Annotated in this window: 25 protein-coding genes; 9 read left to right on the plus strand and 16 right to left on the minus strand. The window is 30.2% G+C overall.

Annotated elements, in window-relative coordinates:
- The first annotated feature begins 161 nt into the window (after nucleotides 1-161).
- The 6 genes from BST83_RS14605 (at nucleotide 162) to BST83_RS21530 (ending at nucleotide 4,987) form a co-directional block, all read left to right on the plus strand.
- Nucleotides 162-2,537: a TonB-dependent receptor gene (locus BST83_RS14605; protein ID WP_104810427.1), complete on the plus strand. Its 2,376-nt coding sequence runs from the start codon at nucleotides 162-164 to the stop codon at nucleotides 2,535-2,537.
- Nucleotides 2,538-2,585: 48 nt separating this feature from the next.
- The gene (locus tag BST83_RS14610; RefSeq protein ID WP_104810428.1) at nucleotides 2,586-3,143 is read left to right on the plus strand and encodes a hypothetical protein; all 558 of its coding nucleotides are present in this window, start codon (nucleotides 2,586-2,588) and stop codon (nucleotides 3,141-3,143) included.
- Nucleotides 3,124-3,369: a hypothetical protein gene (locus BST83_RS14615; protein WP_104810429.1), complete on the plus strand. Its 246-nt coding sequence runs from the start codon at nucleotides 3,124-3,126 to the stop codon at nucleotides 3,367-3,369. Before BST83_RS14610 ends, BST83_RS14615 begins: the two co-directional genes overlap by 20 nt.
- Before the next feature lie 113 nt (nucleotides 3,370-3,482).
- Entirely contained in the window at nucleotides 3,483-4,130 is a 648-nt protein-coding gene (locus BST83_RS14620) for a sensor histidine kinase (RefSeq protein ID WP_104810430.1), read from the plus strand.
- A 93-nt stretch (nucleotides 4,131-4,223) separates the two neighbouring features.
- Nucleotides 4,224-4,853, plus strand: coding sequence for a LytR/AlgR family response regulator transcription factor (locus BST83_RS14625; RefSeq protein ID WP_104810431.1), 630 nt, complete (start codon nucleotides 4,224-4,226; stop codon nucleotides 4,851-4,853).
- A 23-nt stretch (nucleotides 4,854-4,876) separates the two neighbouring features.
- A complete protein-coding gene (locus BST83_RS21530; RefSeq protein ID WP_367889196.1) occupies nucleotides 4,877-4,987 on the plus strand; it encodes a hypothetical protein in 111 nt (36 codons plus the stop codon).
- A 256-nt stretch (nucleotides 4,988-5,243) separates the two neighbouring features.
- Here BST83_RS21530 and lepA read toward each other — a convergent pair whose 3' ends face one another.
- Nucleotides 5,244-7,040, minus strand: a complete 1,797-nt coding sequence (lepA, locus tag BST83_RS14635) for a translation elongation factor 4 (RefSeq protein WP_104810432.1) — start codon at nucleotides 7,038-7,040, stop codon at nucleotides 5,244-5,246.
- A 292-nt stretch (nucleotides 7,041-7,332) separates the two neighbouring features.
- Here lepA and BST83_RS14640 point away from each other — a divergent pair, with 292 nt between their 5' ends.
- On the plus strand, nucleotides 7,333-7,851 hold the full coding sequence (locus BST83_RS14640) for an SOUL family heme-binding protein (RefSeq protein ID WP_240614772.1): 519 nt from the start codon (nucleotides 7,333-7,335) through the stop codon (nucleotides 7,849-7,851).
- A gap of 153 nt (nucleotides 7,852-8,004) precedes the next feature.
- On the opposite strand, the gene BST83_RS21175 is transcribed toward BST83_RS14640, so the two are convergent.
- Both BST83_RS21175 and BST83_RS14645 read right to left on the minus strand, forming a co-directional pair.
- Entirely contained in the window at nucleotides 8,005-8,127 is a 123-nt protein-coding gene (locus BST83_RS21175; protein ID WP_302849467.1) for a hypothetical protein, read from the minus strand.
- An 80-nt stretch (nucleotides 8,128-8,207) separates the two neighbouring features.
- A complete protein-coding gene (locus BST83_RS14645) occupies nucleotides 8,208-8,486 on the minus strand; it encodes an EF-hand domain-containing protein (RefSeq protein ID WP_104810433.1) in 279 nt (92 codons plus the stop codon).
- Nucleotides 8,487-8,590: 104 nt separating this feature from the next.
- On the opposite strand from BST83_RS14645, the gene BST83_RS14650 reads away from it, so the two are divergent.
- On the plus strand, nucleotides 8,591-8,836 hold the full coding sequence (locus BST83_RS14650) for a DUF4345 domain-containing protein (protein ID WP_104810434.1): 246 nt from the start codon (nucleotides 8,591-8,593) through the stop codon (nucleotides 8,834-8,836).
- Nucleotides 8,837-8,842: 6 nt separating this feature from the next.
- The gene (gene dusB / locus BST83_RS14655) at nucleotides 8,843-9,841 is read left to right on the plus strand and encodes a tRNA dihydrouridine synthase DusB (RefSeq protein WP_104810435.1); all 999 of its coding nucleotides are present in this window, start codon (nucleotides 8,843-8,845) and stop codon (nucleotides 9,839-9,841) included.
- Nucleotides 9,842-10,024: 183 nt separating this feature from the next.
- Here dusB and BST83_RS14660 read toward each other — a convergent pair whose 3' ends face one another.
- The 13 genes from BST83_RS14660 to BST83_RS14710 form a co-directional block, all read right to left on the minus strand.
- Nucleotides 10,025-10,405: a hypothetical protein gene (locus BST83_RS14660; protein ID WP_104810436.1), complete on the minus strand. Its 381-nt coding sequence runs from the start codon at nucleotides 10,403-10,405 to the stop codon at nucleotides 10,025-10,027.
- 5 nt (nucleotides 10,406-10,410) lie between these two features.
- Entirely contained in the window at nucleotides 10,411-11,613 is a 1,203-nt protein-coding gene (locus tag BST83_RS14665) for an ABC transporter permease (RefSeq protein ID WP_104810437.1), read from the minus strand.
- Between the two features lie 15 nt (nucleotides 11,614-11,628).
- A complete protein-coding gene (rbfA, locus tag BST83_RS14670; protein WP_104810438.1) occupies nucleotides 11,629-12,024 on the minus strand; it encodes a 30S ribosome-binding factor RbfA in 396 nt (131 codons plus the stop codon).
- 20 nt (nucleotides 12,025-12,044) lie between these two features.
- Nucleotides 12,045-12,275: a response regulator transcription factor gene (locus BST83_RS21535; RefSeq protein WP_367889174.1), complete on the minus strand. Its 231-nt coding sequence runs from the start codon at nucleotides 12,273-12,275 to the stop codon at nucleotides 12,045-12,047.
- Nucleotides 12,276-12,364: 89 nt separating this feature from the next.
- On the minus strand, nucleotides 12,365-12,517 hold the full coding sequence (locus tag BST83_RS21540; protein WP_367889175.1) for a response regulator: 153 nt from the start codon (nucleotides 12,515-12,517) through the stop codon (nucleotides 12,365-12,367).
- A 164-nt stretch (nucleotides 12,518-12,681) separates the two neighbouring features.
- Nucleotides 12,682-12,978, minus strand: a complete 297-nt coding sequence (locus BST83_RS20800; RefSeq protein WP_240614773.1) for a sensor histidine kinase — start codon at nucleotides 12,976-12,978, stop codon at nucleotides 12,682-12,684.
- 265 nt (nucleotides 12,979-13,243) lie between these two features.
- The gene (locus BST83_RS20805) at nucleotides 13,244-13,435 is read right to left on the minus strand and encodes a hypothetical protein (RefSeq protein WP_240614774.1); all 192 of its coding nucleotides are present in this window, start codon (nucleotides 13,433-13,435) and stop codon (nucleotides 13,244-13,246) included.
- Between the two features lie 392 nt (nucleotides 13,436-13,827).
- A complete protein-coding gene (locus BST83_RS14685; RefSeq protein ID WP_104810439.1) occupies nucleotides 13,828-14,121 on the minus strand; it encodes a FoF1 ATP synthase subunit delta/epsilon in 294 nt (97 codons plus the stop codon).
- 11 nt (nucleotides 14,122-14,132) lie between these two features.
- Nucleotides 14,133-15,644, minus strand: coding sequence for a F0F1 ATP synthase subunit beta (atpD, locus tag BST83_RS14690; RefSeq protein WP_104810440.1), 1,512 nt, complete (start codon nucleotides 15,642-15,644; stop codon nucleotides 14,133-14,135).
- A gap of 191 nt (nucleotides 15,645-15,835) precedes the next feature.
- Nucleotides 15,836-17,194: an OmpA family protein gene (locus tag BST83_RS14695; RefSeq protein WP_104810892.1), complete on the minus strand. Its 1,359-nt coding sequence runs from the start codon at nucleotides 17,192-17,194 to the stop codon at nucleotides 15,836-15,838.
- Between the two features lie 96 nt (nucleotides 17,195-17,290).
- A complete protein-coding gene (locus BST83_RS14700) occupies nucleotides 17,291-17,896 on the minus strand; it encodes a hypothetical protein (RefSeq protein ID WP_205853590.1) in 606 nt (201 codons plus the stop codon).
- 112 nt (nucleotides 17,897-18,008) lie between these two features.
- Entirely contained in the window at nucleotides 18,009-19,202 is a 1,194-nt protein-coding gene (kbl, locus tag BST83_RS14705; RefSeq protein WP_104810441.1) for a glycine C-acetyltransferase, read from the minus strand.
- 48 nt (nucleotides 19,203-19,250) lie between these two features.
- Entirely contained in the window at nucleotides 19,251-22,379 is a 3,129-nt protein-coding gene (locus BST83_RS14710) for a UvrD-helicase domain-containing protein (protein WP_104810442.1), read from the minus strand.
- Nucleotides 22,380-22,406: the final 27 nt, after the last annotated feature.

The raw sequence follows: 22,406 nt of genomic DNA on the forward strand, positions 1-22,406 counted from the left end.
CTTCATCAGAATTTGATATTTCTTTTGTAACAAAATAGCCACTTTTGAAGTGTTATAAAAGAAAAGCAATTCTTTTTAGATTCTTGTTTCCACAGGAATGACAAACTAATAGAAACCTCAACTTAAAAAAAATTGAGGAGCCATTTTTAAAAACCAACCAAATGAAACTTTTTACAACCAGTATTTTTATTGTATTCTTCGGAATTTTAACGACCTTTTCTCAACACGCTATTTCAGGAAAAATTGTTGATGACCAAAACATATCTCTGCCATTCGCAAATATTGTTTTGTATCAAATTGGCGAGGAAGCAAATCCAAAAGGAACTGTCTCTGATGATAAAGGAGAATTTAATTTTGATAAAATAGCAGCAGGGAACTATAAAATTCAATTTTCGATGTTGGGTTTTAAAACTCAAAATATTGATGAATTCACATTAAATGAAAACAAAACGTATAACATCACTTTAAAAGAGGAAAGTCAAACTTTAAATGAAATAGTTGTAAAAAGCAAACGACCAATTATTAGGCAAACTGCAGAAAAGCTAATCGTAGATTTAGAAAATTCAGAAATGATAAACACAAACCTACAAGATGTTATGCGTAAAGTTCCTGGAGTTTTGGTTACAAATAACGGAATTTCAATTGCTGGAAATAGAGGCGTAAGAATCCTTATCAACGGAAAAACTACAGAATATATGGATGTAGAAACACTTTTACGTGATTTTCCTGCAGATAATATATCAAAAATTGAAGTTGTAGAACAACCTGGTGCTGAATATGAAGCTTCTGGATCTGGAGCAATTATCAACATTATCTTAAAGAAAAACGTAAAATTAGGCACTCATGGAAGTGCAAATACTTGGGTTGGAGAAGACCAAGGTTTTGAGTGGGGTTCTGGGTTTTCAATTGCTAGTTATAAAAACAAACTAAATTGGCAAACAAGCATTGGGTATTCTCAGCCAACTTCTAGAGAAGATTTATTTTTGCTAAGAACTGTTGGTAATGAAACCTATGACCAAGTTACTAAAGAACCTTATGATCCTGATAATTTTAGAATTAGCGGCAGTATGGATTATTATTTAAATGATAAAAATTCTATTGGAATTGGCGCAAGTTTAAACACAAGAAACTCTACCAGAATTGCCTCTAGTAAAACTGTTATTTCTGATGAAAACTCAGTAAATACATTATTTTCTGAAAATAGTTTTAATAGACAAAGGAGCAATTATAGCATCAATCCTTATTACGAATACAAATCTGAAACTGATAGATTGTTAGTTGATTTTACGTACATCGATTTTGTAAGTGACAACACCAACACACTATATGATGTTGCAGGAAGCACAATTCCTTTTACTGACAGAAAATATATACAAGATGGAACATACAACATAAAAACCTATAGTTTAGATTATACAAAAACGTTTTCAGACAATCTTAAAATAAGTGCTGGCTCTCGTTTTGCAGATGTAGCAACAGACAACGATTTAGAATCTCAAATTTTAAATAATACTGGAAATTTTAGAAAAATTGATAGTTTAAGTAGCCAGTTTTTAATTGATGAAACTATTTTTGCTGCATATTCTAAAATAAATGCTACAGCTGGTAAATGGTCTTTTTCTGGAGGTTTGCGTTACGAAGATAGTGATACAGATGGCACATCAATATTTACGGAAAATGGCTCTTTGACTACAGAAGTTTTAAAAAGACCAATTCAAAAATTGTTTCCAAGTGCTTCTATCAGCAGAAAAATGACAGATGTTTTAGGCGCAAGTTTATCTTATAGCTATAGAATTCAAAGACCTTCTTATAGTAGTTTAAATGCTTTTCAAACATTTTTAGATCCTTTTTCTGCAAGTCAAGGAAACCAAAGATTAACTCCTTCTTATACTAATAATTACCAATTTAATTTAACTTACGAAGGACAACCTTTTTTTACAATTGGGTATAGTAAAACTGATGATGTTATTTTCGATTTGATAAAACAAGACAATGAAACTGCGCAAATAAGGCAACAAGTTGTAAATGTAGAAAACAATGCCAATTGGAATTTTAGGTTGTTTGCACCTGTAAATTTTGTAGATGGTTTAGATGGTTACACAGGTATTATTGTTACCAATACCGATTTTCAATCGTCATCTTTTGGCGTAGATTTAAATAAATGGAACTTAATTTGGTTTTTACAAGCAAGCTACCAATTACCTTGGGATATTAATTTTGAAATTAGTGGAAATTATGGAACTGGTGCTTTAGAAGATCAAATTGAAGTAGATTGGTTTGCAGAGCTAGATTTTTCTTTCGGTAAAACTTTTTTAGACGATAAACTAAAAGCAAATCTTGGTTTTAATAAAATGCTAAATAGAGGTTTTGTAGGTACTATAGATTATGGAAATGGAACAGCAGCAGTAGAGAGCAATGGTTCTAGACAAAATATTCAATTGCGTTTTACCTATAGTTTTGGCGATAAATTCGGAAAGAAAAAATCTGGAAGAAAAACCAATAGAGATGAACAAGATAGAATAAATGATGATAGTTAAAGTTGGAAGTTAAAAAATGTAAAATAAATAATCTTTAAGTTTGTAAAAATGATTTATAAAACACTTTTTATTATAGGGTTGATACTCCAAGTTGCTGCACAAATTCTATTGGCACAAGGAAATGAATTTGTCTATTCCTTAAAACCAATCGATTTTACACATTGGTTTATTTTAATTGGTGTTGTTTTTATGATTCCACAAGTGATAAATTTTCCTAACAAAATTTTTAGTTATGTTGGAACTCCAATTGCATTAATTGGTATTGTTTGTTTAATTGGTATGTGTGTTTTAGATTTTATTTGGTGGAGCCAACCAACACAAGAAATTCGTCAAGAATTTGCGAATCAAATTGCTAAAGTGCCATCCATTTGGAAACCTTTTATTTCTTTTGGACCAAGTATCTTAAATTTTGGATTACTAATTTTGAGTTTTAACTTTTTAAAAATAAATAAATTAGGTATTCTTATTATAATTTTAGCAACGCTTATTATTTATTTTGGAAGGTTTATTCCTCATAGATTAATTTATGGCTATGCTTTAACTGCTATAGGATTTTCTATGTTATTTTATCAAAAAAAATTAAATTATGAACACAAAATTAAATAAATCTGATTGGATAATTCTTGCCATCGTTTATGGAACAACTGTAATTTTAGGTTGTTACGATTACTATAAAGAAGATAATAAATTGATAGAGTATTTAGTTGATTTTCCAACAGATACCATTTTATCGATTGTAATTATTTTGGTTTTTATTCAAAAAATAGTCCCCAGTTTTTTGGTTGATAAAAAAACTACTTTCTGTTTTTTATTTCTAGCTTTATATTACTAACAGTTATAGGAACTTTAGATAATATTGTTGGGAGATATACTGCAGGTGCAAATTTAAGCTCAATTAAAAATATTGGCTCTTATTTAATTGGTGGCTTGTATAATGCTGTTGATATGACTAGTTTTCCTTTGGGGATTTTATTAATTAAAAAATTCTACGAAAGTCAAACACAAATTATTGAAGCTGAAAAACAGCAAAAAGAAAACGAATTAAAATTATTACGTTCACAAATAGATCCTCATTTTTTATTCAATAATTTAAATACGTTAGATAGTTTAATTGATAGCAATCCTAACAAAGCAAAAGAATATATTAATAGATTGTCCTTAATATATAGGTATTTAATCCAAACAAAAGACGCTGAAGTTATGGAACTTACTAGCGAAATTGAATTCGCAGAAAATTATATATTTCTGATGAAAACCAGATTTGGAGAAGATTATGAATTTGTCATCGAGAAAAATATTTCTTTAGTTGATAAATACATTCCAACAGGCGCTTTGCAAAGTTTGTTAGAAAATGTAGTAAAACACAATAAATCTGATGGAAAAAATGTAATAAAAACAGCTATTTTAATAAACGAAGGATGGTTAATTATTACCAACCCAAAAGCTACATTAGCATCTAAAAACGAATCTTTTGGAACAGGTTTAGAAAACTTAAAAGCACGTTACAAATTACTTTCGGATGAAAAAATACAAGTACATAATATGGACAAAAAGTTTGAAGTTTTTATTCCAATAATTGAATTGAGTAGTTAAGCGTCATTACGAATGTGGAACAATTGCAGCAATCTGTTTTTTTTTAAACTAAACGATTGCTTCGTAAACTTGCAATGACTTAAAAGAACAAAAATGAAAATATTAATTTTAGAAGACGAAATTCCTGCATATCAAAAACTAACCAAGTGTTTAGATACTTTTTTTGATATAAAAATCTCACAAGACTGGGCACGCACTATTGTTGACGGTAAACAGTTACTTCAAGAAAATTCTTATGATTTTATTTTGTCTGATATTCAACTCTTAGATGGTTTGTCTTTTGATTTATTCACTAAAATAGAAATTGATACGCCTATTATTTTTTGCTCTGCTCACGCTGAGTTTTTATTCCAAGCATTTAACACAAACGGAATAGCATACATTCTAAAACCCTATTCTCAAGACGATTTTAATAAGGCCATTTTAAAATATCAATCTTTATTTAATAAAGGTGATTATACTACTTTAAATACTTCAACCATTGATGCTTTAAAATCTGCATTACAAGAAGAATATACAACTTACAAAAAACGATTTGTGATTAAAAAAGCATCAGGAATTCAGTTATTAAATGCTGTTGATATTACTTTAATTGCTGCCTCTGGAGATTTCTGCTTGGTAAATGATGCTATAGGAAAACGACATACAATTTCACAAAATCTAGGAAGTATACATCAACAATTAAACCCTAAAAAGTTTTTAAAATCAATAGAAGTGAAATAATAAATATCGATTTTATCGAGAAAATAGAAAGTCATTTTAAAAATCGATTATTAATTTCTATCAAAAACTACAAAGAAAAAGTAATAACCAGTTCTAATACAACTTCAGATTTTAGAAAATGGTTGGATCATTAAAATTAAACATGTTTGTCATTATTGCGCAGTCAATAGTCTAAACTTACTTCTTATGATGGGTTCTTGCTAATGCGTTTGAAAACAAGTTTAGCCCAGATTAAAAAGACATCCTTTTTTTGTTTTTCAAAAAAATATATAATGGAAAGCAGTAAAAAGCTTCAAATAAAAAACCTCTCTGATTTCTCAAAAAAGGTTTCTTTCTAATAGTATGTTTTTAAAGTTTTGGATCTTCCCTAAGCTTCTTACACTCTAAATTTTAATCATTCAACTTTAAAATCGCCATGAATGCTTCTTGCGGAATTTCTACATTCCCAACTTGACGCATTCTCTTCTTCCCTTTTTTCTGCTTTTCTAATAGTTTACGTTTACGAGAAATATCTCCTCCATAACATTTTGCAGTTACATCTTTACGCAACGCTTTCGTAGTTTCTCTTGCAATAATCTTAGCTCCAATTGCGGCCTGAATAGGAATATCAAACTGTTGTCTCGGAATTAATTGCTTTAACTTATCTACAATTTTTTTACCAATTGTAAAGGCGTTATCGGCATGTAAAAGTGCAGAAAGTGCATCTACAGGTTGTGCATTTAATAAAATATCTACTCTTACTAATTTCGATTCTCTCATACCAATTGGATGGTAATCAAAAGAAGCATATCCTTTAGAAACTGTTTTTAGACGATCGTAAAAATCAAATACAATTTCTGCCAAAGGCATTTCAAAAGTAAGTTCAACTCTTTCTGTTGTTAAATACGTTTGATTTATAATTTGTCCACGTTTTTCGATACACAAATTCATTACTTGACCAATAAAATCTGATTTTGTAATAATTGAAGCTTTTATAAATGGTTCTTCTACCCTATCTAATCTTGATGGATCTGGTAAATCTGTTGGATTATTTAAAATAATAATTTCCTCCGGATTTTTCTTTGTATACGCGTGGTAAGAAACGTTTGGTACCGTTGTAATAACGGTCATGTTAAACTCACGTTCTAAACGTTCTTGAATAATTTCCATGTGCAACATTCCTAAGAATCCACATCTAAATCCAAAGCCTAAAGCGGCAGAACTTTCTGGAACAAAAACCAAAGAAGCATCGTTTAATTGTAGTTTTTCCATCGAAAAACGTAATTCTTCAAAGTCTTCGGTGTCCACCGGATAAATACCCGCAAAAACCATTGGTTTCACATCTTCAAAACCATCAATTCTCTCTGTAGTTGGGTTTAAAGCATCTGTGATTGTATCACCAACTTTTACTTCTTTTGCAGTTTTAATACCTGTAATTAAATAACCAACATCACCAGTTTTTACCGATTTCTTTACAACCTGAGACAGCTTTAACGTTCCAACTTCATCCGCAAAATAATTTTTGCCGGTTGACATGAATTTAATTTGTTGTCCTTTTTTAATTTCTCCGTTTAAAACTCTAAAATAAGTTTCTATCCCTCTATAGGAATTGTAAACTGAATCAAAAATTAAAGCCTGCAATGGTCCATCTGGATTCCCTTTTGGAGCAGGAATTTTATTAATAATTGCTTCTAAAATATTTTCAACTCCAAAACCTGTTTTTCCACTCGCATGAATTACGTCTTCTGGATTACACCCTAATAAATCGACAATATCGTCTGTAACTTCTTCAGGATTTGCTGATGGTAAATCTATTTTATTTAAAACCGGAATAATCTCTAAATCGTTCTCTAAAGCCAAATATAAATTAGAAATTGTCTGCGCTTGAATACTTTGCGCTGCATCCACAATTAATAAAGCACCTTCACAAGCGGCAATAGAACGCGAAACTTCGTAAGAAAAATCTACGTGACCTGGAGTGTCAATTAAGTTTAAAATATATTGTTCGCCATTGTGCGTATAATCCATTTGAATGGCATGCGATTTTATGGTGATACCACGTTCTCGCTCTAAATCCATACTATCTAGTAACTGTTCTTTTTTTTCACGATCAGTTACAGTGCCCGTAAAATCTAACAATCTATCTGCTAACGTACTTTTACCATGATCAATATGCGCGATAATGCAAAAGTTTCTAATATTCTTCATTTGTTAAATTTGATTTCTAAAATGTCCGCAAATATAAGCTAATTAAAAAGCAGAAGCAATAAAACATTTTTGCAAAATATTCAAATTTATAGAAGGGAAAAACAAGTCTATATTGCACAATTAATATTAAAATAATAGATTTATAAACGAATGCCTTTTCCTTAAGAAATAAGCGAATATATGTTAAATAATCACTATTTTTAGTACTTAATTAAGCACCATGAAAATGAAAGTTTTATTTATAGTTTTAGGCCTAGTTGCTATCCTTTTCATCATATTTCAACTGTATTTTATGAACAGTCAAAAAAATATTGAAAAGTATCCTTATAAAGTGGTGAAAAACTATAGTGATTTCGAAATTAGAATTTATGAAGCATCGCTTTTTACATCTGTAAAGCTTTCAAACAACACCTATAAAGAAACTTCCAGCAAAGGGTTTTCGATTTTAGCAGGTTATATTTTTGGAGGAAATAACAAAAATGAAAAAATAGCCATGACATCCCCTGTAGCTATGACAATTGATGATGCAACCACAATGATGTTCTTAGTGCCAAAAAAATACACGAAAGAGACTTTACCTAAGCCAAACAATGGTGCTATCCAATTTACAGAAATGCCTGCCAAAAAAGTTGCTGCAATTACATTTAATGGCTGGGCAAATGATGATAAAATAAAAGATTACAAAGAAAAATTGATGGCAGCTCTAGACAAGAACGGGATAAAATATACTGCCAATTTTTACTTTTTAGGATACAACGCACCCTTCGAATTGCTAAATAGAAAAAATGAAGTTATTGTGGAATTAGAGTAATTAGTAAACGCTATCCAATTCTGCTATAGCAACTTTAAATTGGTCTTTATTATTGGTATCGTCTCCAGATTTATCCTAGCCTTTTATCATTTCGCCAGCAACAACTCCTCTTAAAAGCACGCTAAAACCGGCATCTTTTAAGAGCGCTTTAATTTAGTCTCTGTTTAAACGACCATCTTTGTCTTTATTAAAATGAGTAAATGCTTCTTCTGGCGATTTAAATTTTTGATTGATTAAAATATGAATGTCTTTTAAAATATTTTCTTTTGCACCCATTTTATTAATCTTTAAGTTCCTATCACTTAATCAAGTTGATTAAAAATTACAGAGAATAATACATTTAAAAAGGGTGTTATTTACTTTTTTATTCCTGATTCTTTAATTGCTTCTTGAAATTCTTCCCAACTTACGGTATTATCGTTATTCTGATCAAAACTTTTCATCATAAACTCAGCAACCAAACCTCTGATTATAACACTGACTTTGGCTTCTTTTAATAAATTTTTAAAATCAGCTTTCGATAATAAACCGTCTTTATCACTATCATAATACATGAAAGCTTGTTGCGGAGTTTCAAATTTGCTGCGCATTAAAACTTCTATATTCTCTAATATTTTTTCTTTAGTCCAAGCCATTTTAATCTTGCCACTCTGTTATAAATAGATTTGTATCACGTCCTCCTCCATTATTTCTGTTTGATGAAAATACCATTGACAAATATAATTTCTTTAAAGCGATTATGGGTTTGTATGTAGGCTTTTCTATTCTTTGGATATTAGGTGTTTTTAAAAACCCTTACTTAAAAACAGCTATACCAACAAATATGATTTTTCTGTTAGGTTTAGGTTTTGGGCGGATAATAAGTTTTTGTATTGACAGAACTCCTACTTTCGGATATGAATTTGGCCCTTTTGAAGAATTATTTTTAGGATGCTACGGAATTTGGGTTCTAACAAATAAAAACACTAATTTTGCACAAAAATAATTTACCTTGGTAAAAATAGGCAAAATAGAATTACCAGATTTTCCATTATTATTGGCACCAATGGAAGACGTTTCAGATCCTCCGTTTAGAGCTTTGTGCAAAGAAAATGGCGCAGATATTGTGTACACAGAATTTATTTCTTCTGAAGGATTGATTAGAGATGCTGCAAAAAGCATCATGAAATTAGACATTTACGAAAAAGAACGACCTGTAGGAATTCAGATTTTTGGCGCTAATTTAGAATCGATGCTACAAACTATTGAAATTGTAGAAAAATCGAATCCAGATATTATTGACATCAACTTTGGTTGCCCTGTAAAAAAAGTAGTTTCAAAAGGTGCTGGCGCAGGAATTCTAAAAGACATCGACTTGATGGTTTCTCTCACAGAAGCTATGGTGAAACACACAAATTTACCAATTACTGTAAAAACACGTTTGGGCTGGGATCATGATTCTATAAGAATTGTAGAAGTTGCCGAACGTTTGCAAGATGTTGGTTGTGCTGCAATTTCTATTCATGGAAGAACTCGTGCACAAATGTATAAAGGCAATGCAGATTGGAAACCAATTGCTGATGTAAAAAACAACCAACGAATGCACATTCCTGTTTTTGGAAACGGCGATGTTACGACCCCAGAAAAAGCGATGGAAATGCGCGATACATATGGTTTAGACGGCGCTATGATTGGTAGAGCTTCTATTGGCTATCCTTGGTTTTTTAATGAAGTAAAACATTTTTTTGAAACCGGAGAGTATTTACCAAAACCTACAATTGCTCAAAGAACAGAAATGGCAAGAAGACATTTACAAATGGCAATTGACTGGAAAGGTGAACATTTAGGTGTTGTAGAAACTAGAAGACATTATACTAATTACTTTAAGGGAATTCCTCATTTTAAAGAATATAGAACAAAAATGGTCACTTCTGATGATGCAAAGGATGTATTTGCAGCTTTTGATGGAGTAGAAGAAATGTTTGGGAATCTGATTATTCCTCAATATTAAACACTCTTTATTTTTATCAATTTTCAATAATTTTAAAAGAATTTACCATGTTTAATGCTTCATCTAAATATCTATCAAAATTAGAATCGGAACTTGAATAAAAGAAAATATAATTTTTTTTCTTAATACTAAAAACACTTGCCATTATGACCTCTATTCCCTTTATCTTTATTAAGCTAAATTTTATATTATAATATTTCCATACATTTTGTGATTTGCTTCTACTAAAATATATTGAAATTTTGGGTACGTATTTTTATAAAATCTCAAAAACGCTTTTAAATTTTTTTCAAGAGTTCTACCCTTAAAAATATTTTTTCTAATAATTACAGAAGGAAAAATATCTTTAGAATTAATGCTATCTTTAAATTCAATTGGTGAATGCGCCATTAAATTAGGGTCCGTTTTATATGAAAACCAATAATCTGGTACTTCAACAAAATATCGTAAATAATAACTTTCAACACTCTTTTTATCTACTTCTTTATAATATTCTTGTTTTTGCTGTCCAGTCATTTTGGAAGCAAAAAAAAAGAAAGTAATAAAAATTAAATATTTTTTCATTAATTTTACCTTTCAATAAACTCTTTTGATATTCTACTACTTGCAATCTTTGAAGCTATAAAACCTAGAACTATAATAGTCATCATCACAATTAATAGGTTTGAGAATCTGAACTCAATAGGATAAGCCAAATCTTGAGTAATCATAAACAAGCTGAATTTTTGCTGTAGAAAAACTAAAATTACTCCAATTATTAAACCTATTATCATCCCAAAAAAAGTTAATAAAAAACCTTGAAGCACAAATATTTTTTTGATTTCTTTTACAGTTGCTCCCAGACTGAAAAGCGTTTTTAAATTATCTTTTTTATCAATAATCATCATAATAATGGCGCCAATGACATTAAATAATGCGATGATTACAATCAAGGTAAAAATAAGGTAAGAAACAAAATTCTCAGTATTTATAACTTTGTAAAACACTTCATTTAATTGTTCTTTGGTTTGTACTTTAAAAGAATCTCCAAGTTTTACTTGTAGTTCTTCTGAAATTGCAAATGCTTGTGTAGCATCAAACAATTTTAATTCCAACCCTGTAATTTGATTTTCTTTAAAATTTAATAACTCTTTTGCCTGAGATAAATTTACAAAGACAAACTTACTTTCAAATTCTTCTGTACCCGTGTACAAACCAACAATTTGAACTTCCGTTTTATAAAATGCGTTCGTGGGGTTTATAAATCCCGTTCCGGGTTTCGGAACCATAATTTGTAATTGCTCGCCATAACTTCTAACGCCTAAAGATAATTTTATTGCAATTGTTCTGCCAATTACTGCCGTATTTACATAGGCAGTATCTAGCCACATACCTTGACTTAAAACAGCATCTATTTGTGTAATTTTTGAGTAATTATCCTCAACCCCTTTAATGTAAGCAATTTCACTTTTATCAGTATATTCTAAAAAAACACGTTCTTCGATAACTTTAGAACTTGCTGCTATAGATTGATTTTTTTTTATGATCTGCTTAATATCATCCGTAATAAAAAAAGATTTGCCCTTTACTGATGTAATTTTAATGTCTGGATCGGATGAATCAAGTAAAGTATAACTAAAAGTTCGCAAACCAGAAAAACCAGAAAGAATAATAAAAAGCGCCAAAGAGCCTACAATTACGCCAAATGAAGCAATGATAGTAACGATGTTTATGGCATTATTACTCGTCTTGGTAAATAAATATCTTTTGGCTATGTATAGAGAAAAATCCAATTAAATTGTTTGAATTTATTGTTTTCTACGTCTTGGTAAAACTTCTGGATTTTTAATAGGATCTTCGTTTCCTCCTTTTAAAGAATTATCTATTTTTTCTATATAATCGAGTGTATCATCACCAAAAAATAACAATTCCGGCATTCTACGCAATTGATTTTTAGTTCTTTTTGCCATTTCATGGCGAATTAAAACCGTATTAGAAACAACACCTTTTATTATTTCATCTCTTTTGATTGATGGAAAAATGCTTAAATATACTTTTGCAACTCCTAAATCTGAAGTAACATGTACTTTAGAAACAGAAATAATAACTCCTTTCATACCATCTTGCGCCGCTTTTTGCAACACATCTACCAAATCTTTTTGCAAAACTCCTGCAATTTTTCTTTGTCTATTAGTTTCTTCCATGATGTAAATTTACGACATTTTTAGAGAGTGTAAATTTTATTTTTTATAGCATATGTAACCATCCGGACTCTATTTTTTACATTTAATTTACAAAACAAACTATTTCTATAATTATCAATTGTTTTGGGACTTAAGTTCATTCTATAAGCAATTTCTTTGTAGGTTAATTCTGTACACGAAAGTTTTAAAAATTGATGTTCTTTATCGGTAATATCAATTTCTTTCACTTCATTCCCTAAAAGAGAATTCATTAAAATATTTGTTACGTTTTTTGTGTGATAAAATCTGTTTTCTGCAATTTCAATTAAGGCTTTTCTAAAAGAAGCTTTTCCGTGCCTTTCTATAAATATGCAGCAGCAGAAGTTTTTAACATTTTTAAAATAGTAAACTCCTCATCTTCTGCAGAAAGTGCCATTACATTTACTTTTGGATGATTTTTAGTCACCCATTCCGTAGTTTCTAAACCATTCATAATTGGCATATTAATATCCATTAAAACGATATGTGGTATATTTTCATAATCAGAAAATATATCAAATAATTCTTGTCCATTTTTTTAAGTGTACAACACATTAAACTTTTCGAACGTGTTCAACATGGTTTGAATTGCTTGCGATAACAGTGTATGATCATCAACAATAACTGCTGTAAATTATTTCATAATTTATAATGTATTTCTAATGATGTTCCTTTATTTTTTTCTGACTCAAAATTAATTTCTGCACCTATTAATTGGCTTCTTTTCTTAATATTTATCAAACCTATTCCGTCTTTTTTAGCATCCGAAGAAAAACCTATTCCATAATATTTTGCCATAATATTTAAAGTATCTCCCTTAAAATCTAAAATAACTCTTAAAGTAGATACTTTTAAGTGCTTAATTGCATTTTGAGAAGAATTGTTGTAAAATCCTAAAAATAATAATCCCGTGTTTTTTATCAATATTCTTTTCATCGCCTAAAACAGCTAAGCTCGAGTCTAAAAAATTTAAACGGTTAAAACGATCTATTTCCAATTGAGCAGCGTCTTTCAATTGAATATTATTTATAGCTTCGGGGTTTATTAACTTTGATAAAGAACATACCTCTGTTAAACCTCTTGTTATTGTTTCGGAAACTTCTTTAATATATTCTTCAGTAGCACTCTACAATTGAATTTTTGCCAATATTAATAATTGACCAATATTATCATGCACCTCCCAACTACTATTTCTTAAAGTTTATTCTCTAATTTCTATTTGAGTTTCAGTTATTACTCTTTCAAAGGCCTTTTTTGCTCTTTCTTGTGCTTCTAAAAGTTCGTTCTTTCTTTTTTGAAAAACTGAAAAAAGAAACACAATACCTATAGTAATCAACAATATTAAAATTGTAGAAATTCCTATAATTATTACTTCTGAATTCGATTGCTCCATATTAAACCTCCAATAAATATAAAATGCGCTATCATTACAATTAAAGATACCTTTGTAAACAAAATTTTCTTATTTTAGAATTCATAAGTAACAATTTTGGATTAATTTAAAACTAAAATACGATATAAAATACAATATATTTATATGTGAAATCAGAAAAACAGGTGTTTTACCAGCTTGATTTAGGGTGTTTTACCTGATCATAAATCTCATAATATTTGCGAATTTTGAAATATGAATTATTTGAAATAATACTTCCTTTCGTTGGGAAGATTTCTAAGAAAAAACATTTTTACTTTTTAAAGATGTTTTTTTATTTGTATTATTTTTTAAAACAAAAAAATCTCAAAACATGTCTGTTTTGAGATTCTATAATTTATAATTTAAACTTATTAATCAGCCAAAATAATAGCTTTGTTATCTTTTAATTCTAAAGTTCCTGATTTTATTGCCAGCGTTAAGATTTTATCATCATCAATATGAGGTTCTAATTTCCCGCTAATTATATCAATCTCCAAATGTTCTAGAGTATGCAAATGAATCTTAACAGTACCTTCTCTTAAAATTGAAACTACTGGTGCGTGATTATTCAGCATTTGAAATTCACCATCTAAACCCGGTACAGAAAAAGAATCAACTTTTGATGAAAATAAAACAGCTTCTGGTGTTACAATTTCTAAAAACATATCTTTTAATTTTAAGCTTCAGCTAACATTTTTTCTCCTGCATCAATTGCATCTTGAATTGATCCTCTCAAGTTAAATGCTGCCTCTGGATATTTGTCTAACTCACCATCCATGATCATATTAAAACCTTTTATAGTGTCTTTAATATCAACTAAAACCCCTGGTATACCTGTAAATTGTTCAGCAACATGAAAAGGCTGAGATAAGAAACGTTGTACACGTCTTGCTCTATGAACTACTAATTTATCCTCTTCAGATAATTCTTCCATTCCTAGAATTGCAATAATATCTTGTAATTCTTTATAACGTTGTAAAATTTCTTTTACAGCTGTTGCGGTATTATAATGCTCATCCCCTAAAATAGCAGCAGACATAATTCTTGAAGTAGAATCTAAAGGATCTACAGCAGGATAAATACCTAATTCTGCAATTTTACGAGACAATACGGTTGTTGCATCTAAATGCGCAAATGTTGTTGCTGGTGCTGGATCTGTTAAATCATCTGCAGGAACATAAACTGCTTGTACAGATGTGATTGAACCTTTTTTAGTTGATGTAATACGCTCCTGCATTGCACCCATTTCTGTTGCTAATGTTGGCTGATAACCTACTGCTGAAGGCATACGCCCTAAAAGTGCAGACACTTCTGAACCAGCTTGTGTAAATCTAAATATATTATCAACAAAGAAAAGTACATCTTTACCTTGAGCTTCTCCTGCTCCATCTCTAAAGTATTCCGCAATCGTTAAACCTGACAATGCAACTCTTGCGCGAGCTCCAGGAGGTTCGTTCATTTGACCAAAAACGAAAGTAGCTTTAGAAGCTTTCATCCCTTCTTTATCCACTTTAGATAAATCCCATCCACCTGATTCCATAGAATGCATAAAATCATCACCATATTTGATAATACCTGACTCTAACATTTCACGAAGTAAATCATTTCCTTCACGAGTTCTTTCTCCAACACCTGCAAACACAGATAAACCACCATGTCCTTTTGCAATATTGTTAATTAACTCTTGAATTAATACAGTTTTCCCAACACCTGCTCCACCAAATAAACCAATTTTACCACCTTTTGCATATGGTTCAATTAAGTCAATCACTTTAATACCTGTAAATAAAACTTCTGTAGATACAGATAAGTCTTCAAACTTAGGTGCAGATCTATGAATTGGCAATCCATCTTTTCCTTCTTTTGGTAAATTACCTAAACCATCAATTGCATCTCCAGTTACATTAAACAAACGTCCATAGATATCATTTCCTATAGGCATTTGAATAGGACTACCAGTAGCAATAACTTCTGCCCCTCTTTGTAACCCATCAGTAGCATCCATAGAAATTGTTCTAACAGTATCTTCACCAATGTGCTGTTGTACTTCTAAAACTAAAATAGAACCATCTGCTTTTTTAATTTCTAATGAATCGTAAATTTTTGGAAGTTCGTTGTTTTCAGTATTGAATTCAACATCAATAACTGGTCCAATTATTTGAGAAACTTTACCTCTAGCTGTAGACATTTTGTATCTAATTAAATTATTAGTATTTATATTAAAATCACATTTTAGTTGTGAAATTTACACTTTAATTTTTAAGGTGCAAAGGTACTTTATTTTTTAATTAAAAATTCTTTTTAGTTAAAAAAATTCTAAAAAAAACTCCGCTCAAGATGAGCGGAGTTTTAATTTATTTTTAAGTAAAATCAAAAAACTTATTCAGTTAACTTAACATCAACTCTTCTATTGTCTTTTCTACCTGCTCTAGTATTATTACTTGTAAGAGGATTTTTCTCTCCAAATCCTAAAGTTTCTAATCTTTTAGCATCAAAACCTTTTTCAACTAAATATGCTTTTGCAGATACAGCTCTTCTTTCAGATAAATATTGATTATAACCAGCATTACCAATACTATCAGTATAACCTTCTATAACAAAGATTACATCTTTTACGGGACTAATTAAGTCATATATTTTATCTAATTTCTCAGCTGTTGACTTGTTTACCTCTGCTCTATCAAAAGCAAATTCAAGACCTTTACTGTATTCTGCTAAAGCAGCAATTTGACTTGGAGTTATAAGTACTTCAGGACAACCTTTATTAGAAGCTGGTCCAGCTTCATCTTTACAATTATCATCTTTATCTAAAACACCATCATTATCCGTATCTGGCCAAGGACATCCATTATTAGCAGAAGGTCCTGCAACATTAGCACATTTATCATCTTTATCAACAACACCGTCACCATCAGTATCTGTACAACCTTTATTAGCTTTTGTTCCTTTAGAATTAGGACACATGTCATCTTTATCAGCAACTCCGTCACCATCCGCATCAGGACAACCGTTCATATCTGCTAAACCAGCAACAGTAGGACAAGCGTCATCAGAATCTTTTATACCATCCCCATCCGCATCTGGACAACCATTAAATTCTATTAAACCCACAACTTCAGGGCACGAATCATCTTTATCATATACTCCATCTCCATCAGTATCAATTCCTCCAAATTTAATAACTAAACCTAAAGAAGATTGGTAATGCCTTTCAACTTGGTCAGAAAAACCAGTAATCGTTGCATGTTGAAAACTCAAACCTACGTTTTCATTAAACCAAGTATTAAATCCAAGGCCTATATTAAGCATACCTTCACTTTCTGAATCTACAGAAACATAAGATCCTCCTAAATAAACAAACGGATCAAAATACTGAGAAGTATCTCCTATTAAATTATTTACATCATATTTTACATTAGCTCCGATTGAATAGTAAAGAAAATCAGAATCATCTTTACTTTTAAAGGTAGAAATCTTATTCAAAGATCCTGCTAATTGCAAAGAAAAACCTTTTTCTAGATACTTTTCAGCAGAAATTCTAGAAATGCTAGGCAAAACATTCCAGTCACTATTACCTAATAAGTCTTTCACTTGATCACCAAAATCAGTTCCTCCATAAAAATCTATAGTATTTACGCCAAAACTTACAGCCCATGGGTTGTTTCGGTCTTGAGCATTTACGTTACTACCTAAAGCAAGCATAAATAAAGCTATCACAGCTATTTTTAATTGTTTCATTATCATATTTTTAAATTAAAAGTTCGTTATTATTACGTGCAAAAGTAAGTTCTTAAAAGTTATTAACAAAGGTAAACATACAAAATATTTATAAAATTACAAATTTTTATTTATGCCATCAGCACCAGTTCCTCCAAATTTAATAACTAAGCCTAAAGAAGATTGGTAATGCCTTGCAACTTGGTCAGAAAAACCAGTAATCGTTGCATGTTGAAAACTCAAACCTACGTTTTCATTAAACCAAGTATTAAATCCAAGGCCTATATTAAGCATACCTTCACTTTCTGAATCTACAGAAACATAAGATCCTCCTAAATAAACAAACGGATCAAAATACTGAGAAGTATCTCCTATTAAATTATTTACATCATATTTTACATTAGCTCCGATTGAATAGTAAAGAAAATCAGAATCATCTTTACTTTTAAAGGTAGAAATCTTATTCAAAGATCCTGCTAATTGCAAAGAAAAGCCTTTTTCTAGATACTTTTCAGCAGAAATTCTAGAAATGCTCGGCAAAACATTCCAGTCACTATTACCTAACAAGTCTTTCATTTGATCACCAAAATCAGATCCTGCATAAAAATCTATAGTATTTACGCCAAAACTTACAGCCCATGGGTTGTTTTCGTCTTGAGCATTTACGTTACTACCTAAAGCAAGCATAAGTAAAGCTATCACAGCTATTTTTAATTGTTTCATTATCCAATTTTTTAAATTAAAAGTTATTTATTACCATTATAACCAAAATAAGTTCTTAAAACTTATTAACAAACATACAAAATATTCATAAAACTACAAATTTTTATTAATTTTAAATAACTTTCAATTCTTTTCCTATCTTGATAAATGCAGATATAGCTTTGTCTAAATGTATTTTTTCATGAGCAGCTGATAGCTGTACTCTAATTCTAGCTTTTTCTTTAGGAACTACTGGAAAAAAGAAACCAACTACATAGATACCTTCTTCTAATAATTTATTCGCCATCGTCTGTGAAAGCTTTGCATCATATAACATCACAGGAACAATCGCTGCATCTGCCCCAACTAAATCAAAACCAGCTTTTTCCATTTCTGCTCTAAAGTAATTTGTATTCCATTCTAGTTTATCACGAAGAGAAGTGTCCTCAGAAATTAAATCAAAAACCTTTAATGAAGCCCCAACAATTGCAGGCGCTAAGGAGTTTGAAAATAAATAAGGTCTTGAACGTTGACGTAGAATTTCAATAATTTCTTTTTTCCCTGTTGTGTAACCGCCCATTGCGCCACCTAAAGCTTTTCCTAAAGTTCCGGTAACAATATCAACTCTGTCCATTACGTTTTTAAGTTCGACAGTTCCACGGCCTGTTTTACCAATAAAACCGGTTGCATGACATTCATCAACCATCACCATAGCGTCATATTTATCAGCTAAATTACAAATCTCGTCTAGTTTCGCGACAATACCATCCATAGAAAAAACACCATCAGTAACAATAATCTTAAAACGATGATTTTGTTTATTCGCTTCAATTAACTGCTCTTCTAAAGAACTCATGTCATTATTATTATACCTATAACGAGCTGCTTTGCACAAACGAACTCCGTCTATAATAGAAGCATGATTTAAACTATCAGAAATTATAGCATCTTCATTGGATAATAAAGGCTCAAAAACGCCACCATTTGCATCAAAAGCTGCTGCGTACAAGATGGTGTCTTCTGTTCTATAAAAACTAGCAATCTTTTGCTCTAATCTTTTATGAATATCTTGAGTACCACAAATAAATCGAACAGAAGACACCCCAAAACCATGTGTATCCATTGTATCTTTTGCAGCCTGAATTACTTCTGGATGATTTGATAACCCTAAATAATTATTTGAGCAAAAGTTAATTACTTCTTGGCCAGTAGAAATTTTAATCACAGCATCTTGAGCCGATATTATAATTCTTTCTGACTTATACAAACCTGCGTCTTTTAGTTCTTGAATTTCTTTATTTAAAGTATCTTTAATTTTACCGTACATTTATTATTTATTTAGGAATTACAAAGTTACAAAGTTTATTTTTTCTGATTATACTTCAACAACATCAATTTCATCATTCATATAAATTAATATTTTTTTATCAATTTTAAAATTCATTGATTTTAAAACTCTTTCGTATTTTAATAACTGCTGATGATGTTCGTTTGAAGGATTCCCAGTCTTATAATCTATAATTACAACTTCATTTTTATCAGTAAAAACCAATCTATCCGGAATTATAACTTGATTGTCCACATCTACAATTTCTCTCTCATTGTATATAATGACATCTTTTGAAAAATAGTTTTCTAGTTTTGGATGCGTTACAACCGCATTTATAGTCTTTTTTATAATCAAGGATTGCATTTCATCAATGAATCCTTGCTTCTGATATTGCTCAACCACTTTTTCGACGTCATTTTTAATGGTAATTTTCGCCAACATTTCATGAAATAAGTTTCCAAAATTAATAGCTTCTCCTTTCGCTGTGTTCCATAATTTTGAAGCGCTTGCTAACAAAACAACGTTGTGTTCTTGCCACGGAGTAGAAATAAATTTCTGATGCACTTCTGTTAGTGAAATCTCTTGCTTTCTTTCACTAACTCGCATTTCATTACCAAAAGAATATTCTAAAACATCCTCATCCCAACGATTATTCTGAATTAAATAATTGATAAAAACACCCGAATAAAAATTTGTATTTTCTTCTCCTTTTATAGATATTCTCTTTTCTGTAACTACATGCAATTGCTCTACAGCTCTCGTTAAAGCAACATATAGCAAATTAAAATTATCTAATTCTAGCTCTTCTCTCTGCTGATTATAGATTTCTAAACCTCTGCTATTTACTTCGCTTAAGCTTTTACTAAAATCGACCAACAATTCTTTGAAATTGTCATAATTTTCTGGCAATTCATCCAACCAAACTTTCGGATTTATTTGTCTATAAACATCTACATCACAAGGAAAAATAACCACTGAAAATTCTAATCCTTTCGATTTATGAATCGTCATAATCTGAACCGCATTTGCACTTTCTGGCGCAACAATACTTAATTTTTCTTTTTTGATTTCCCAAAACTCTAAAAAAGCACCAATGTCTGTAGACTTTCTTTGCTGTTCTAGAACCACATCCAAGAAAAATTGCACATACGCATCCGAAGAATTTACCAAGTTAAAACCCCTAATAATTTCTTCTATCTTCTCGTAAAAAGGCAATTGATGAAACGTTGAAATTTCAAAAGAAACTCCGTAATTTTTTAAGGATTCTAAAATAGTTGCATTATCAGATTTTGCAAACTCTTTAAAGAAAACATGTTTTGGTTTTTCTACTTGTAAATGTTGATGTAAAAAATACAGCATTTCAAAACGTGTTTCTTCATCATTAGGGTTTTGTAAAACCTTTAAAACGTCAATAATAAAGCAAACTTTTATACTGTTTTGTATCAGTAATGTTTCTGATGAAATAATATCAACTCCGTTTTCTGATAAATAATTTGCAACTGCTACTCCGTCTTTTTTCGTTCGCGTTAAAACACAAATTTCATTTAAAGCAAAACGATCTTTTAGTTGATTAATTTTCTCTAAAACTTTCTTCGGATATTTTACTTTGTTAGCATCCTTATCCTCCTCTTTATCCAGAAAAGTAAGTGAAACAAATCCGCCTTTTTTACTATTTTCTACTTGTTTATTTCCTTCTAAAAAGAGGGTTTTATACGATTCATTCTGAAGAAAATTTGAGGTATGCTGAAAAAAAGAATTATTAAAATTAATAACCTCAGAATAGCTTCTAAAATTAGTTTCTAAATTCTTAATTTCTTTTGGAATATAGAAAGGGTTTTCGGCATCAGAACCAAGGGCTATAAACTGTTCTGCCTTTCCGCCTCGCCATCTGTAAATTGCTTGTTTACCGTCGCCAACCAACAATAAATTACCGTTTTCTTGCGCTAATGTATTATCAATTAAAGGAATTAAATTTTGCCATTGCAACACGGAAGTATCTTGCATTTCGTCAATAAAATAATGCTGAAAACGCTGCCCAATTCTTTCATAAATAAATGGCGCAGGTTGTTCTTTTATATTATCAGAAATTAGTTGATTAAATTCTGCATTTAATCTGATGTTATTCTCCTCCTTAATTTGTTCTAACTCTAGGTTGATATTATTTAAAACCGCTAACGGAATAATATTTTTTAAGGCCAATTTATTCATTAAAAACTGACTAAAAATATCATTTGCTTTTTTATATAAATTGATGATTTCTGGAACAATATTTTCAATAGATGAAGCGATAACATCGGATGTTGATTTTGAATAATATTGATTGTTTTCAATCGCATTCTCAATAGTTTCTCCTCGTTTTAGAAAATCGATTTTCACAGAAACTGCACTCAAATCTGAAAAGAATTTAGGAATCGTTCCACGCATAAAATCTTTATGCTCTAAACCATGGTTTTCAATTAACTCTAAACAAGCTATTCCAATATTTTTTAAAGCTACTTTTAAATCTTTTTGATGTGTAAAAAGTTTCGATTTTAAATTCGTAAAATCTTCTAATTGTTTATCCGCTAAAACCCTAAAATGCTTAATATCATCTTCATTTAAAAGTACTTTTGCAAATTCATTTAAATCTCTAGAAATATCCCAAGATTTGTCATCATCCGTCTTATCTAAAGAATAATCTATTAGTAATTTTGTGAGTTTTTTATCAGTGCCTATTTTAGAAATCAACACATCTACGGCTTCATTTAAAAGAGAAATTGCATCCATTTCAACCTCAAAATTAAGCGGTAAACCTAAATCGTAGGCAAAACTTTTAATGATTTTATGCGTAAAACTATCAATCGTAGTAATTGAAAAAGCCGAATAATTTTGTAAAATTACCTCTAAAATCTTTTTACTCCGAACTTGAATTGTAGCTTTATCGATCGTAATTTCTTGCTGAATAATTTTGAGTAAATCATTTTCTTTTCCGTCCGCAAAATCTTCTAAATTAGAAAGTACGCGTTCTTTCATTTCACCAGCAGCCTTGTTGGTAAAAGTAATTGCCAATACTTTCTGAAACGTGAAAATATCCTCAGAATTCAATAAGACTTTTAAATATTCTTTTACAAGTGTAAATGTTTTTCCACTTCCGGCAGAAGCATTGTAAACTTGAAAGGTTGATGGTTGTTGCACAGTACTATTTTTACTGCAAAATACAAA

This window comes from Polaribacter filamentus, assembly GCF_002943715.1.
Taxonomy (GTDB): Bacteria; Bacteroidota; Bacteroidia; order Flavobacteriales; family Flavobacteriaceae; genus Polaribacter; species Polaribacter filamentus.

Excerpts from the sequence above, each read along its gene's own strand:
- BST83_RS14605 (WP_104810427.1), top strand. The coding sequence starts at position 162 with ATGAAACTTTTTACAACCAGTATTTTTATTGTATTCTTCGGAATTTTA.
- BST83_RS14610 (WP_104810428.1), top strand. The coding sequence starts at position 2,586 with ATGATTTATAAAACACTTTTTATTATAGGGTTGATACTCCAAGTTGCT.
- BST83_RS14615 (WP_104810429.1), top strand. The coding sequence starts at position 3,124 with ATGAACACAAAATTAAATAAATCTGATTGGATAATTCTTGCCATCGTT.
- BST83_RS14620 (WP_104810430.1), top strand. The coding sequence starts at position 3,483 with ATGACTAGTTTTCCTTTGGGGATTTTATTAATTAAAAAATTCTACGAA.
- BST83_RS14625 (WP_104810431.1), top strand. The coding sequence starts at position 4,224 with ATGAAAATATTAATTTTAGAAGACGAAATTCCTGCATATCAAAAACTA.
- lepA (WP_104810432.1), bottom strand. The coding sequence starts at position 7,040 with ATGAAGAATATTAGAAACTTTTGCATTATCGCGCATATTGATCATGGT.
- BST83_RS14640 (WP_240614772.1), top strand. The coding sequence starts at position 7,333 with ATGAACAGTCAAAAAAATATTGAAAAGTATCCTTATAAAGTGGTGAAA.
- BST83_RS21175 (WP_302849467.1), bottom strand. The coding sequence starts at position 8,127 with ATGGGTGCAAAAGAAAATATTTTAAAAGACATTCATATTTTAATCAAT.
- BST83_RS14645 (WP_104810433.1), bottom strand. The coding sequence starts at position 8,486 with ATGGCTTGGACTAAAGAAAAAATATTAGAGAATATAGAAGTTTTAATG.
- BST83_RS14650 (WP_104810434.1), top strand. The coding sequence starts at position 8,591 with ATGGGTTTGTATGTAGGCTTTTCTATTCTTTGGATATTAGGTGTTTTT.
- BST83_RS14660 (WP_104810436.1), bottom strand. The coding sequence starts at position 10,405 with ATGAAAAAATATTTAATTTTTATTACTTTCTTTTTTTTTGCTTCCAAA.
- rbfA (WP_104810438.1), bottom strand. The coding sequence starts at position 12,024 with ATGGAAGAAACTAATAGACAAAGAAAAATTGCAGGAGTTTTGCAAAAA.
- BST83_RS21535 (WP_367889174.1), bottom strand. The coding sequence starts at position 12,275 with ATGAATTCTCTTTTAGGGAATGAAGTGAAAGAAATTGATATTACCGAT.
- BST83_RS21540 (WP_367889175.1), bottom strand. The coding sequence starts at position 12,517 with ATGGATATTAATATGCCAATTATGAATGGTTTAGAAACTACGGAATGG.
- BST83_RS20800 (WP_240614773.1), bottom strand. The coding sequence starts at position 12,978 with ATGAAAAGAATATTGATAAAAAACACGGGATTATTATTTTTAGGATTT.
- BST83_RS20805 (WP_240614774.1), bottom strand. The coding sequence starts at position 13,435 with ATGGAGCAATCGAATTCAGAAGTAATAATTATAGGAATTTCTACAATT.
- BST83_RS14685 (WP_104810439.1), bottom strand. The coding sequence starts at position 14,121 with ATGTTTTTAGAAATTGTAACACCAGAAGCTGTTTTATTTTCATCAAAA.
- atpD (WP_104810440.1), bottom strand. The coding sequence starts at position 15,644 with ATGTCTACAGCTAGAGGTAAAGTTTCTCAAATAATTGGACCAGTTATT.
- BST83_RS14695 (WP_104810892.1), bottom strand. The coding sequence starts at position 17,194 with ATGAAACAATTAAAAATAGCTGTGATAGCTTTATTTATGCTTGCTTTA.
- BST83_RS14700 (WP_205853590.1), bottom strand. The coding sequence starts at position 17,896 with ATGAAACAATTAAAAATAGCTGTGATAGCTTTACTTATGCTTGCTTTA.
- kbl (WP_104810441.1), bottom strand. The coding sequence starts at position 19,202 with ATGTACGGTAAAATTAAAGATACTTTAAATAAAGAAATTCAAGAACTA.